General features: G+C 34.0%; 14 protein-coding genes. 12 read left to right on the top strand and 2 right to left on the bottom strand.

Annotated elements, in window-relative coordinates; all coding sequences use genetic code 11:
• The first annotated feature begins 40 nt into the window (after positions 1–40).
• Positions 41–2,476 carry a leucine-rich repeat domain-containing protein gene (locus tag H2O64_RS05025; RefSeq protein WP_187561056.1) on the top strand — a complete coding sequence of 812 codons (2,436 nt, stop codon included), beginning with the start codon at positions 41–43 and terminating at the stop codon, positions 2,474–2,476.
• Between the two features lie 95 nt (positions 2,477–2,571).
• Here the strand turns inward: H2O64_RS05025 and H2O64_RS05020 are convergent, their stop codons facing one another.
• Together H2O64_RS05020 and H2O64_RS05015 are read right to left on the bottom strand one after the other, a co-directional pair.
• Positions 2,572–3,951 (bottom strand): vanadium-dependent haloperoxidase, encoded by a 1,380-nt coding sequence (locus H2O64_RS05020; RefSeq protein WP_187561055.1) that lies wholly within the window; start codon positions 3,949–3,951, stop codon positions 2,572–2,574.
• Positions 3,952–4,093: 142 nt separating this feature from the next.
• Positions 4,094–4,936 carry a DUF2911 domain-containing protein gene (locus tag H2O64_RS05015; protein WP_187561054.1) on the bottom strand — a complete coding sequence of 281 codons (843 nt, stop codon included), beginning with the start codon at positions 4,934–4,936 and terminating at the stop codon, positions 4,094–4,096.
• 116 nt (positions 4,937–5,052) lie between these two features.
• On the opposite strand from H2O64_RS05015, the gene H2O64_RS05010 reads away from it, so the two are divergent.
• From H2O64_RS05010 to H2O64_RS04960, 11 genes are all read left to right on the top strand, one after another.
• A complete protein-coding gene (locus H2O64_RS05010) occupies positions 5,053–5,712 on the top strand; it encodes an MIP/aquaporin family protein (protein WP_187561053.1) in 660 nt (219 codons plus the stop codon).
• 149 nt (positions 5,713–5,861) lie between these two features.
• On the top strand, positions 5,862–6,521 hold the full coding sequence (locus H2O64_RS05005; RefSeq protein ID WP_187561052.1) for a TetR family transcriptional regulator C-terminal domain-containing protein: 660 nt from the start codon (positions 5,862–5,864) through the stop codon (positions 6,519–6,521).
• Entirely contained in the window at positions 6,521–7,831 is a 1,311-nt protein-coding gene (locus tag H2O64_RS05000) for an ABC1 kinase family protein (RefSeq protein WP_187561051.1), read from the top strand. The genes H2O64_RS05005 and H2O64_RS05000 overlap by 1 nt, the downstream gene beginning before the upstream one ends.
• Entirely contained in the window at positions 7,831–8,451 is a 621-nt protein-coding gene (locus H2O64_RS04995) for a flavin reductase family protein (RefSeq protein WP_187561050.1), read from the top strand. The genes H2O64_RS05000 and H2O64_RS04995 overlap by 1 nt, the downstream gene beginning before the upstream one ends.
• A gap of 3 nt (positions 8,452–8,454) precedes the next feature.
• Positions 8,455–9,885, top strand: a complete 1,431-nt coding sequence (locus tag H2O64_RS04990) for an SDR family oxidoreductase (RefSeq protein ID WP_187561049.1) — start codon at positions 8,455–8,457, stop codon at positions 9,883–9,885.
• Positions 9,885–11,372, top strand: coding sequence for a cryptochrome/deoxyribodipyrimidine photo-lyase family protein (locus H2O64_RS04985; RefSeq protein WP_187561048.1), 1,488 nt, complete (start codon positions 9,885–9,887; stop codon positions 11,370–11,372). Before H2O64_RS04990 ends, H2O64_RS04985 begins: the two co-directional genes overlap by 1 nt.
• Positions 11,372–11,800, top strand: a complete 429-nt coding sequence (locus tag H2O64_RS04980) for a hypothetical protein (protein WP_187561047.1) — start codon at positions 11,372–11,374, stop codon at positions 11,798–11,800. The genes H2O64_RS04985 and H2O64_RS04980 overlap by 1 nt, the downstream gene beginning before the upstream one ends.
• Positions 11,797–12,075: a TIGR03643 family protein gene (locus tag H2O64_RS04975; protein ID WP_187561046.1), complete on the top strand. Its 279-nt coding sequence runs from the start codon at positions 11,797–11,799 to the stop codon at positions 12,073–12,075. The genes H2O64_RS04980 and H2O64_RS04975 overlap by 4 nt, the downstream gene beginning before the upstream one ends.
• 111 nt (positions 12,076–12,186) lie before the next feature.
• The gene (gene folE / locus H2O64_RS04970; protein ID WP_187561045.1) at positions 12,187–12,867 is read left to right on the top strand and encodes a GTP cyclohydrolase I FolE; all 681 of its coding nucleotides are present in this window, start codon (positions 12,187–12,189) and stop codon (positions 12,865–12,867) included.
• Positions 12,868–12,870: 3 nt separating this feature from the next.
• A complete protein-coding gene (locus H2O64_RS04965; RefSeq protein ID WP_187561044.1) occupies positions 12,871–13,071 on the top strand; it encodes a hypothetical protein in 201 nt (66 codons plus the stop codon).
• 88 nt (positions 13,072–13,159) lie between these two features.
• Entirely contained in the window at positions 13,160–13,843 is a 684-nt protein-coding gene (locus H2O64_RS04960) for an SDR family NAD(P)-dependent oxidoreductase (protein WP_187561043.1), read from the top strand.
• Positions 13,844–13,846 lie beyond the last annotated feature (3 nt).

The raw sequence follows: 13,846 nt of genomic DNA, 5'->3' as shown, positions 1-13,846 counted from the left end.
AATAGATTTGCATCTAAAAGGTATTAAAACCGTAAACATTATGAAAAAATTAACCAAACTACTCTTCGCATTTACATGCGTCTTATTCTTACAAAATTGTACCGATGATGATTTCGATTCTAGGACTGTTCCCAATCAGCAAACCGCAGCTGATATCTTAAAAGATGAAGAATTTAAAGCTGATAATTTCGGGTCGCCAACTACTGGAAATTTTATCGGCTTAGTCAAAGATGTCGATGATAATAGAATATCAGGTGTGCAAATCACCATTGGAAATTCCGTAACGATTACCGACCGTAATGGAATGTTCATTCTTAACAATGCAGATGTTTTTGAAAATTTCGCGTATGTAAAAGCCCAAAAAGAAGGATATATCAACGGATCAAGAGTTGTGATTCCAAAAACTACTGGTGAAAATAGAATAGATATTGTTTTATTTAAAAAGAGTATTACCGAAACAGTGACTTCAGGCTCCGTTTCTTCAGTGGCTTTAGAAAACGGCGCAAAAGTAAATTTTAGTGGCGGATTCGTTCGGCAAGATGGAAGTGAATATACTGGACAAGTGGATGTCGTTTTACATTATGTTGAACCAAACTCAATAAATACATTTTCCCAAATGCCTGGTAGTTTATTGGCGCAAACCGAAGCGAACGATGCACGAAATTTAGAAACCTACGGAATGCTTTCTGTAAATTTATTTTCTCCTTCTGGCGAACAACTAAACATCAATGAATTTAATAGAGCCACTATTGAATTTCCAGTGCATTTCAGTCAAACTAGTATTGCACCCGATTTTATTCCTTTGTGGTATTTTGATGAAGCACAAGGCTATTGGAAGGAAGAAGGACAAGCCGTTAAATTTGGCGATATGTATGTCGCAGAAGTTTCCCATTTTACATGGTGGAATTGCGATGCTCCTTTTGATGCTATAGATTTTTGCTTCAACCTGACACCAGCGAATAACACTTCAACTACACCCTATTACGTGATTATCAAACGACTTCCCAACGATCAAACTATATTTTCTGGTGCTGTATATTCAGGAAGTTTTGAATGTGGTTTAATTCCTAGAAATGAAGAAATAAGCGTTTCTATTTATCAATTTGCAAGTTTATGTTTTGGACAATTGATCGATACACAAACCATTGGCGGTTACGCGACAGATACTTCAACCGTAATTTCATTTGACGAGTCCGTAAATTTATTAACGACTACCATTACTGGAATTGCTAATGATTGTGACGGAAACCCTATTACCAATGGGTATCTATATGTAGATGAATACAATACGTTTTCAATCACAAACGGAATGATTAATATTGGACTGCAACATTGCGGAATACAAACAGCAACAATCCAATTGTTTGATTCTAATACAAATCAATGGGCAATTATAGACAATGTTCCACTTAATACACAAAATTTTAATTTAGGTGTAGTTAGCACCTGTACAAATAATGGTGGTATTTTTAATGGAAACCTTAGACTATCAACACAACAAGAAGTAAACGATTTTGGAACTTTTGGATTCACAAGTGTAACTGGAAATGTTACTATTGGTGATGAAAGTACGTATACAGATATTACCAATCTAAGTCCGTTAGCTTCCATTGCAAACATTGCTGATGATCTTAAAATTATCGGTAATGAAAATTTACAAAGTTTACAAGATATGAGCAATATAGCTAGTGTTGGTGGTTCACTTTTTATTGAAAACAATCCTTCACTAACTTCATTGAGTGGTTTTACAAGTTTAACGAACGTGGAGTATTTATATATAACTGATAATGATGGACTCACGTCACTTGCAGGTTGTGACAACTTTACTTCCATTCAAAATATACGAATCTCTGATAATGATGGACTCACATCACTTGCAGGCTTCAATAACTCAATTACAATTGGGCTTAACCTTACTATTGTTGGAAATAACACACTAACTTCATTACAAGGTCTGGACATTTTTGGTTTAACAAGTCAAAATGATTTAATAGTATCAAGCAATAATGCATTGACTTCACTACAAGGCATAGAAAGCATAAGCGATTTACGATTTTTAACTATTCATAATAATAACGCATTAAACTCGCTAACTTCATTAGAGAATTTAACAACAGTGTTAGATTTAGACATAAATGATAATGATGCTTTACTTAATTTAGAAGGCTTAGGACAACTACAAGCGAGAAGTTTACTTGTTTCCAATAATGATGCATTACTAAGTTTAAATGGAATTGAAGACTTAACTTTTATAGGAACAACTTTTTCAATAATTAATATTGGTGTTAGACAATGGGAAGGTGATTGCACTGGTTACTTTGATGGACCAAATCCAAACTTGACTGACTTATGTGCACTTAACAATGCATTAGTTACATCAAATTGGAATAATAATAATGATTATTGTGTAGTAATTGTTAATAATGGGTACAATCCTTCTGGTCAAGATATACTTAATGGAAACTGTAGTCAGTAGTATACTAGCTTCTAGCTTCTAGCTTCTAGCAAAATTAAAAAAGCCTTTCTACAAATGTGGAAAGGCTTTTTATTGTTTTAGTGTTTCTTTTAATTTTACAAGGATAAATCAAAGTCATTTACCGCAGCTGAGATTTCATACCCCAAACGTAAACCTTCGGTACAATCCATTCGCAAATGCACACCTAGTGGAATTCTTGAAAAACCATTTTCTGTTGCCATTTGTGTAAATGTTGTATATCCTCGTGGAGTTCCTCTAAATTCGGTTCTACCTTCGTGAGAACGATCAATAAAGTCAATATTGTTTCCAAAATGATGCATAAATATTCCCGCTGCAGCGGAAGCAAAGGTAGAATGTCCGGATGGATAACTTGGAAAAGAAGGATTTGGCCAAGAAATATACGGATATAAGTTCGTTTGAAAAGTTGGATCTATAAATTCCTGAATGTACACACTTGGACGCATCACCATATATTCATACTTATCTGCCCAAGTAGAAACAGCGGCATCATTTAATGAAAATCCAAGTTTTAGTAACAAAACCAACGCACTTTCATGATCTACATCATATTGTTTTATCAATTGATTTGCGATCGAAATTTGTCTTCCTGGCGGACTCATCATTAATCCTTCTACATCATTTGACCAAAATTCTGCAACCCATAAATCGTCATTATTTGTTGTTCTAGCAGTTTCACTAGACGCGTATACTTCTTGCATTGCTGTGTAAAACGAGCTCGTTGTATCTTCGCTATACGTCAACGGTGGCGCAACTGTTGAAGTTTCTGCTGACGAAATCACAAAGGTGCGCACAGAAGCCCAATATGGAAATAAAGCGCGTTCTGCATCATCACTGTAGGTCCAAAACCCAATACCAGTTGGCGGTTCATACGACGTTGGTTGCGGGCTCAATATTTGTGTTTCTGCTTCCGTATCAGTTTGACTGTATGCTATTATTTGTTGTGCTATGTAATTTCCCCAATCTTTTGAATTCAAAACAACATCACTACTTATATTTTGAGAAAGTTCGGCTTCTTTTTCTTGACGCAACATTGCTATTTTACTATCAATATCTGGTCGCACATTGTACATAAAATGATCAATTGCCGTTGCATAACAAGCATTCAAAGCTATACCAACATTCACATTTGCTTCTCTTTGGGTAAAATCAATATCAAGTTCAACATATCTATCTTTATTAGATGTGTACCCAACCATATCTGCCACACAAACTTCAAACGCCGCTAAGTGAATATACGCCAATGCTCTTGTAGATGCATTTGGACGCATGCCAATTGCATAGCGATCTAATTCACACCATAATTGATTCCAATCTAAAATAACTTCCGTAGTAGCATCTGAAACCGTTTCAGAAGGAGTTTGTATCGCAATATCTAGTTGTTCATCTGTACAAGAATTCAATATAAATGTGACAACGAACACTAAAAATAACGCGCGAAAAGATAATTTCATCATGATTCATTTTAAATAAAGCATGAAATTAATTTATTTTTTAAAACTACACACAAAAATTAATGATAATTCAATCAAAAATCATGGCGCATAAAAAAAGCCTTTCCACAGTGGAAAGGCTTTTTTATGTTTTAAGAGTAAAGAATTACTTCGACCATTTTTTGATAGAATCCTTATTCATCTTTACATAGTCAGCATTTCCAGCTTTTTCAGCTAATGCCATTGATTCTTTCGCAATTTTGATAGCGTCTGCTTTTTGACCCATTTTAGCGTATATTAAAGACTGTTGTCTTAAATACCAAAATCTTGGTTGCTCTTTTGTCATTTCAATAGCCTTGTCAATCCACATTTTAGCTTTGCTAATGTCTTTTCCTTCTTCTAAGAAATATCTAGCAGCAGAAAAATAATCTCCAGCACTAGCGCCAGCCATTACCTTTTCAATACTAGCGGTAGTTTTCTTGTCTGTAGGAACTGTAAAAGGAACAACTACATACGTTTTGTCCCAGCTAAATGTTAAATCTGCTCCACCATTAGAAAGGTTTCCGATTGCAATTGTAAACGATTCTGTTTTGTATGGCATAGTGTTTACAGGAGCTACAGCTGTTGCTACTACTTTAGTATCATCCCATTCGCCTGGTGTTCCCCAGTTTGTTGTTTCGTTATATAACATAACTTCCCATGTTTGCGCAGATGGCTTTACAAAAATTGCATACTCACCTGCTTTAACAGAAGTTCCTCCAATAGTAATATCATCACTAAACGAAATTTTAGTGTTTGCATTGGCTCCAGTTCTCCATACTTTTCCGAAAGGTACCAACTCTCCAAATATTTTTCTTCCTCTCATTGCTGGTCTTGAATATTCAACAGTCATTTTTGTTAAACCAACAGTTTGCTCTAACTTCGCGCTTGGGCTAGGTTGTGGCGTCTCTATTTGTGCTTGAACACTGATTCCAGCAGCTAAGAAACATGCTAAAAGTAATTTTTTCATCGTATTATTATTTTTGATTTTTTAGTTTGACGAAGTTACACAGAAACCACACGCACAAATGTTAACAAATCCTTAAAATAAGAAATACTATTTTTACGGCGAGCTAAATGCATATTATGAAAAATTACATTGCGGAATTTTTAGGAACATTTACGATGGTTTTTTGTGGTACAGCCGCAATGGTTGTGAATGACATTACTGGTGTTATTACACACCCTGGAGTCGCCATTACATGGGGATTGGTGGTCATGGGAATGATTTATGCGTTTGCTGAAATCTCTGGTGCACATTTTAATCCTGCGGTAACAATTGCTTTTTCGTATGCAAAGAAATTTCCATGGAAAGAAGTTCCAAAATATATTTTAGCACAATGTTTAGGCGCAATTTGTGCAAGTTTACTCGTTTATATGTTTTGGCCCGAAAGTGAAACGCTTGGCGCAACAATTCCAACAATCATAGCTTGGAAAGCTTTTATTCTTGAATTTTTACTGACTTTTTTCTTAATGCTTGTCATTATAAATGTATCAACAGGCAGCAAAGAGACTGGCACCATGGCTGGAATCGCTATTGGTGGTATTGTACTATTGGAAGCAATGTTTGCAGGTCCAATGACCAAAGCTTCCATGAATCCCGCACGTTCCATTGGTCCAGCGTTGGTTTCTGGAAATTTAGCTGATCTATGGTTATATATTGCTGCGCCAATCTTAGGTGCACTTTTCGCAGTTGTATGCTGCATACTTGTAAAAGGCAAAAACTGCTGTGATACTGACTGTTAACTAGCAAAACCCTCACTTTCCGATCAAAAAAACGCTTTTCATCATTTTCGTTATGATAACTTTAACAGCTACAAAAACATTTTGTTTAATTATAATCTAAAAAAGCTAAACAAAATTTCGTACCTTTATCCTGTTTTAAAATTAACATTATGGCAAAGAAAAAAAATATAACTCCACTCTTCATTATTTCAGCATATATGAACTCTATTTTGGAGCATGGGGAACAACCGAAAAATGTGTATGCATTTGCTAAAAACAACAATTTTGACGAAGCTAAGTTCTATGAATTCTATAGTTCTTTTGAAGTCTTAGAAGAAAACATTTTTTCAACATTTGGCACAAACACATTACAAGTATTATCAAACAGTGAAGAATTTGAAACATTTGACGCTCGTAACAAACTATTAAGTTTTTATTACACCTTCTTTGAGCAATTAACTGCCAACAGAAGTTACGTTGTTTACAGTTTAACTGTCGACAAAAAACCATTACAATCTTTAAAATTATTAAAAGAACTGAAGCATGTATTTACTGCTTTTATAGAAAGTTTAGATTTAAAAACGCTCGATCTGAATCAAGAACGCTTAGAACGTATTCAACACAAAGCAATCAACGAAACTGCTTGGATACAATTCATACTCACCTTAAAATTTTGGTTAGATGATACTTCTTCAAGTTTTGACAAGACGGATCAATACATCGAAAAATCTGTGAATGCAAGTTTCGATCTTATAGACAACACGCCGCTCAAAAGCATTGTAGATTTTGGGAAATTTATATTCAAAGAAAAATTAGACATCAGATCTTAATGAAAACAATTGACAAAATTCCAATTACAAAAATACAGCGTGCCAGCAAACTGGTAACGACAGGAGCAAAAGTTGGTGTCAACTATTTAAAATATTACGGTGATAAAATCATCAATTCTGAAGAAAAAGCGAAAGAAAGACTCGATGAGTCCAATGCAGAAGATATTTATGATGGTTTAAAAAGCTTAAAAGGAAGTGCTTTAAAAGTAGCGCAAATGTTAAGTATGGAAAAGAATATTTTACCGCGTGCGTACGTGGACAAATTTTCATTATCACAATTTTCTGTACCACCATTATCGCCACCATTAGTTATAAAAACATTTAAAAAATATTTTGGCAAATTACCAAGTGAGATTTTTGACAAATTCAATACCACTTCGTTAAACGCCGCTAGCATAGGTCAAGTACATGTTGCCGAAAAAGACGGGAAGAAACTTGCTGTGAAAATCCAATATCCGGGAGTTGCTCAAAGCATCTCCTCAGATTTGGCACTTGTAAAACCTATTGCGATGCGAATGTTTAACATTACTGGGAAAGGCTCTGATAAATATTTCAGAGAAGTTGAAGAAAAACTCACGGAAGAAACCAACTACTTACTTGAAATCAAGCAAAGTAAAGAAGTTTCGGAAGCGTGCAAACATTTGCCAAATATATTGTTTCCAACGTATTATGATTCGCTCTCATCAGAGCGAATCATAACGATGGATTGGATGACAGGAGAACATCTTTCTGAATTTACAGGAAAAAATACTGATCAAGAGAAATCAAATTTACTAGGACAAACACTTTGGGATTTTTATATGTTCCAAATTCATGAGTTTCGTAAAGTACATGCAGATCCGCATCCAGGAAACTTTTTGGTTTCAGAAGATGACAAATTAATTGCACTTGATTTTGGCTGTATGAAAGCCATTCCAGAAGATTTTTATGTGCCGTATTTTGAGTTGGCTGATAAAGGAACCATGAGCAATCCTGAATTATTTAGTAAAAAATTATACGAATTAGAAATTCTTCGTGAAGATGATACAAAAGAAGAAGTAGCTTTTTTTACAGAGATGTTTCATGAATTATTAGGTTTATTTACCACACCTTTTAATGTAGAAGTTTTTGATTTTTCTGATGAAGAATTCTTTGGAAAGATTGCTGATATCGGTGAACGCTATGCTAAAAACACACAATTGCGTAGCATGAATGCAAATAGAGGCTCAAAACACTTTATTTATATGAATAGAACGTTTTTTGGACTGTATAATTTATTGCACGAATTGAAAGCGAAAGATGTAAAAATCAACAATTATAAAAACTTTTAATGGCAACAATTACGCGTGACGATATTGACAATATGGAAAAATTGTACCGTATCAATTTGATTAATAGTTGTTCGGGGTATAAATCAGCTAATTTGATTGGCACACAATCCGAAAATGGTCAAACTAACGTTGCTGTATTTAGTTCTGTAACACATTTAGGATCAAATCCACCGTTACTTGGCTTCATCACGCGACCAGCCGTTGTACCTAGAGATACATACGAAAATATTCGGAAAACAGGAATTTTTACTATTAATCATATTCATCAAAATAGTATACAAGATGCGCATCATACATCTGCAAAATATCCAAAAGACGTTTCAGAATTTGATCAAACTGATTTAAAAGCTGAATATAAAGAAGATTTTTTAGCACCTTATGTAAAAGGTTGTCATGTACAAGTCGGAATGCGTTATGTAAACGAATATGTAATTGAGGAAAATGACACGATTCTTGTTATTGGTACAATTGAACATTTACATATCAATGACGAACTCTTAGAAACTGACGGTTTCATTAATCTTGCGAAAGCAAAAACCGCCACTATAAATGGACTTGATGGTTATGCGATACCGCAACAAAATACGCGTTATCCATACCAACGTCCCAAACAAATTTAGACTATGCGAATTCTACTTACGGGCGCTACGGGATATATCGGAAAACGACTCATTCCAATTTTATTGGAACTGGAACATTATTTAGTTTGCTGCGTAAGAGATAAGCAACGTGTTCCCGAAGAAATTGCAAATCATGAGCGTATTGAACTTATTGAAGTTGACTTTTTAAAACCAGAAACTTTACACAATATCCCAACAGACATTGATGTTGCTTATTATTTAATTCATTCAATGTCGTCTTCGTCTAAGTTTGAAAAAATGGAACACGATTGTGCGGTAAATTTTAAAACTCGCATTGAAAAAACGAATGTAAAACAAGTGTTGTATTTGAGTGGAATTGTAAATGATTCTCAATTATCAAAGCATTTACAATCGCGAAAAAATGTAGAAAATATTTTAGCGTCAAACACATACGCGTTGACAACTTTTAGAGCTGGAATTATTGTGGGAAGTGGAAGTGCATCTTTTGAAATCATACGAGATTTAACAGAGAAACTTCCTATTATGATTGCACCAAAATGGATCAATACAAAATCTCAACCTATTGGAATTCGTAATGTATTGGAATACTTATCAAAAGCGATCGGAAACGAGAAAGTGTATAACAAATCGTATGATATTTTTGGCCCTAAAGTGATGACTTATAAGGAAATGATGTTGCAGTTTGCAGAAGTACGCAAACTCAAAAGAACCATTATTTCTGTGCCCGTAATGACGCCAAAGTTATCTTCATATTGGTTGTATTTTATTACTACGACTTCGTATAAACTTGCGATGAATCTGGTGGATAGCATGAAGGTTGAAGTGATAGGGAAATCGAGTGATATTAATGAACTATTGGACGTTCAACCAATGTCATACAAAGAAGCCGTAAAAAAAGCATTTATAAAAATTGAACAAAACAGTGTGATTTCTAGCTGGAAAGATTCGTTGATTAGTGGACTTTTTCGTGAAAAAATATCGCGTTATATCAAAGTTCCGGAATTCGGTTGTTATGAAGATCTTAAAACAAGAGATATCGTTGATGAAGCACAAACACTCGATAAAATTTGGGCAATTGGCGGCAAAAATGGTTGGTATTATGCTACATTCCTATGGAAAATTCGCGGGTATTTAGACAAAATTTTTGGCGGCATAGGATTGCGTCGCGGACGAACGCATCAAACCACCTTAAATGCAGGTGATCCATTAGATTTCTGGCGCGTATTGTATGCAAATAAAGAAGAAAAACGATTGTTGCTTTTTGCAGAAATGCGCTTACCAGGAGAAGCTTGGTTAGAATTTAAAATTGAAAAAAATAAGCTCCATCAACGTGCTACTTTTAGACCAAAAGGAATATGGGGACGTATGTATTGGTTCGCAGTATTACCATTTCACGGCTTTATTTTCAACGGAATGATCAACAAATTGGTGAAAAAAGACAAAAAAATATAATGAATTCTCAAAACAAAATAGAAATTAATGTAGTTCTCTTTAAGCGTGACTTACGACTTCATGACAATGAAGCCATTCATGCTGCGCTTGCATCTGGGAAAAAAACATTGTTGTTATTTGTTTTTGAAGAAATTCTCTTGAATGATCCGCATTATAGCGAACGCCATTGGAACTTTATCAAAGAATCTTTGGCAGAATTGAATACCTCGTTGAAAACTTATAATAGTGAGGTTTTAATTGTACAATCGAATGTAAATAGAGCATTGCAAATCATTCAAGAAACATATAAAGTTACGCATGTATATTCACACCTAGAAACAGGCATAAAAGTAACGTACGATCGTGATAAAATATTGAAGCGTTTTTTAACAAACAACATGATTACTTGGGTTGAAAATGTAAATAATGGTGTTTTTAGAGGTTTGCAAGATCGAAAAAATTGGATCGAAAAGTGGGAAAACTTTATGAATCAACCTTTGTTAGATTTCAATCCAAAAAAAGAACAATTGTGTACGATTGAAGAGGTACAAAAATTAGCTTCTTTCTTTCATATTCCAAATTTAGAGACAAATCGTGATTCACCTTTTCAAAAAGGCGGCACTACGACTGGTTTAAAATACATGCATACGTTTTTTAAAGATCGCGGAAGAAATTACACGTTTCATATTTCAAAACCATTACTCGCGCGTCGCAGTTGCAGTCGTTTATCGCCATATTTAGCTTGGGGTAATTTATCGGTACGACACGTATTGAAAGAAGCAACAAGTAATATTGAACAAAATATTCATAAAAAACAAATAGAGTCTTTTGGTTCACGTTTGCGCTGGCAGGCACATTTCATTCAAAAATTTGAAATGGAAGACGAAATGGAGTTTGTAAGTATTAATAAAGGCTATCGAAAGTTAAAAAAACATGTTTCTGAGCAATATATAGAAGCATGGAAAAATGGACAAACTGGATATCCGTTGGTAGATGCTTGCATGCGCTGCTTGAAAGAAACTGGCTATTTGAATTTCAGAATGCGGGCTTTGGTTGTTTCTTTTTTTACACACAATTTATGGCAACCTTGGCAGAAAGCAACCGTAATTCTATCACGCTATTTTTTAGATTTTGAGCCCGGTATTCATTTTCCGCAGATTCAAATGCAAGCTGGAGAAACCGGAATTAATATGTTGCGCATGTACAATCCGACAAAGAATGGATTAGCGCATGATCCGGAAGGAATTTTTATTAAAAAGTGGGTTCCTGAGTTGGCGGATTTAGAAACTGTTTTTGTACATGAACCTTCAAGAATGACACAAATGGAACAACAAATGACAGGTTTTATCCTTGGGGAAAATTATCCAAAACCAATTGTAAACCTTCAGGAAACCAGAAAACGCGCAAGTGATATTTTATGGCACATGAAAGATGAAAATACAGTAATTGAAGAAAATTTTAGAATCTTGCGTAAGCATACATTAACCAATAGAAAACAGCCCTCATAATGATCTTAAATACTACCTACACAGACAGAGAAGCTTCAAAATTGATTGATTCTAATTTGGGCGAACAGTTTCCAATTATGCAACGTATCAAACTAAAAGGAATTGGTTCAAAACGAATGATTATCAATGATGTAAGTCCAAAAATGAAACAATATTTGAATACCGTTGATGATTTGAATTACGGAAGTATTGAACTGCGCCCGAAAGGAATTTTAATTCATATTCACAAAAAACTTGATAGCTATTCTTGGGTAATTCCGTATTACAAATTACACATTTATAATTCGGCTTATTTTAGCATTCATGCAGAAGGAAATTTTATTCAATTCAAAAAAAATAAGCTTTTTAAAGAAAATAAAGCATTCATTGAAAAAATAGTAACGCAAAAAAACACAGTGTTAAATACAACAGATTATTACGGAGCATGAAACATGATTTAAACCCAATACAAGTAGATCGCATTATTGAAATGGCGTGGGAAGATCGGACAACTTTTGATGCAATAAAGTTTCAATTTGGATTAAAAGAGCAAGAAGTGATTGATTTGATGCGAAATAATTTAAAAACTTCTAGTTTTAAACTTTGGCGCAAACGTGTTTCTGGTCGTAAAACTAAGCATGAAAAAAAGCGTAATTTTATCGAAGGACGCTTTAAATGCTCGCGTCAGCGAAGTATTAGCAATAATAAAATTTCGAAACGCTAAGGAAATCATAGCTTTTCTTTATAGGTGCATCAACAAAATAAGGCAAGAATCTTTCTTTTGAACTTAATTTTGTTTAACTTTATAAATAAATAATTAAACAATACAAAAAATATGAAAACTGCTGACGTTTTAAACCACATAAATGGGTTTAGCTATGAAGAAATTGGAGATGAACACCTGCTTACAGGTATGGAAACTCCTTTGCGTCCAGATGCTTTCAAACTATCTGATGAAGAGAAAAAGCAAAAAATTGCATATCACTTCTCGGAAATCATGGAAACGTTAGGATTAGATTTAACTGACGACTCATTGAAAGGAACCCCAAAAAGAGTTGCTAAAATGTATATAGAAGAAATTTTCTCAGGTTTAAACCCTAAAAATAAACCAAAAGTAGCTATGTTTGATAATAAATATCAATACAATCAGATGCTTATTGAGAAAAATATCCAATTTTACTCTAACTGTGAACATCATTTTGTTCCAATCATGGGAAAGGCTCACGTAGCTTATATTTCATCGGGTAAAGTAATTGGACTCTCGAAACTTAACAGAATTGTACAATATTACGCAAAGCGCCCTCAGGTACAAGAAAGACTTACCAATCAGGTTGCAAAAGAATTATGTAGTATATTGCAAACTGATGATGTAGCTGTAATTATTGATGCGAAGCATTTATGCGTTTCTTCAAGAGGCGTTAAAGATGATTCGTCAACAACAATTACATCTTATTATGGAGGTGTATTTAATACATCTCAAAAAATTCTAGAATTACAAAACTTTTTAAAAAATTAAATTATGACAACTATTTTTTCTGAGGTTATGGACTTTGAAGAAAAGAAGTTCATATCAAGAAGTGACAAAATTGCAGCTTCTCGTGAAGCAAAAAGATTAATCTTAGGTTTGAACGAGATTTACAAGCAAAAAAAAGATCCATCTATCATGGAAGTCATGAAAAGATTAACAACTTTAAAACGCAAGTACGAAAAGCGTTTATAATTAACATATTCCAATAAAATAATTCGCTATGCTGACAGCTATTTCGGTTGTTAGCATGGTTTATTATTGCCTATAAATCAAAAAATAAATGAAAAATATATTAGTAATTGGAGGAAGTAAAGGCATTGGTGCTGCCATTGTAGAATCGCAATTAGCACAGCATAAAGTCATCAATATTAGTAGAACAAACCCTGAAATTACTTCCAACAACTTCACACATTTTACTTGTAATGTCTTAGAAGATGAACTTCCAGAAATAACTGCAATAGACACCTTAATTTATTGCCCAGGAAGTATTAATTTGAAACCGATCTCACGACTCAAAATAGATGATTTTAAAAACGATTACGAAATTAATGTAATTGGTGCTGTAAAAGCAATTCAGAAATACTTACCCGTTTTAAAAAAAGGAGAAAATCCAAATATTCTATTATTTAGTACCGTAGCAACGAAGTTAGGAATGCCTTTTCATGCTAGTATTTCTGCTGCAAAATCAGCTGTTGAAGGTTTGGTAAAGTCATTGGCTGCTGAGCTTGCACCCACAATTCGTGTGAACGCAATTGCACCAACGATCACAAACACAGACTTAGCAAGTAAGTTGTTGCGAAATGATAAAATGGTAGAAAATATCACAGAACGTCATCCATTAAAAAAATTCTTAGAACCACAAGAAGTTGCAGATATGGCAGACTTTTTAATTTCTGATAAATCGCGTTCAGTATCTGGACAAATTTTTACCATTGATTGTGGTATTGTAAGCCTAAAAATATAATCT

The sequence above is a fragment of the Kordia aestuariivivens genome, from assembly GCF_014397005.1.
Taxonomy (GTDB): Bacteria; Bacteroidota; Bacteroidia; order Flavobacteriales; family Flavobacteriaceae; genus Kordia; species Kordia aestuariivivens.
This window is presented reverse-complemented; position numbering and strand designations above follow the sequence as displayed.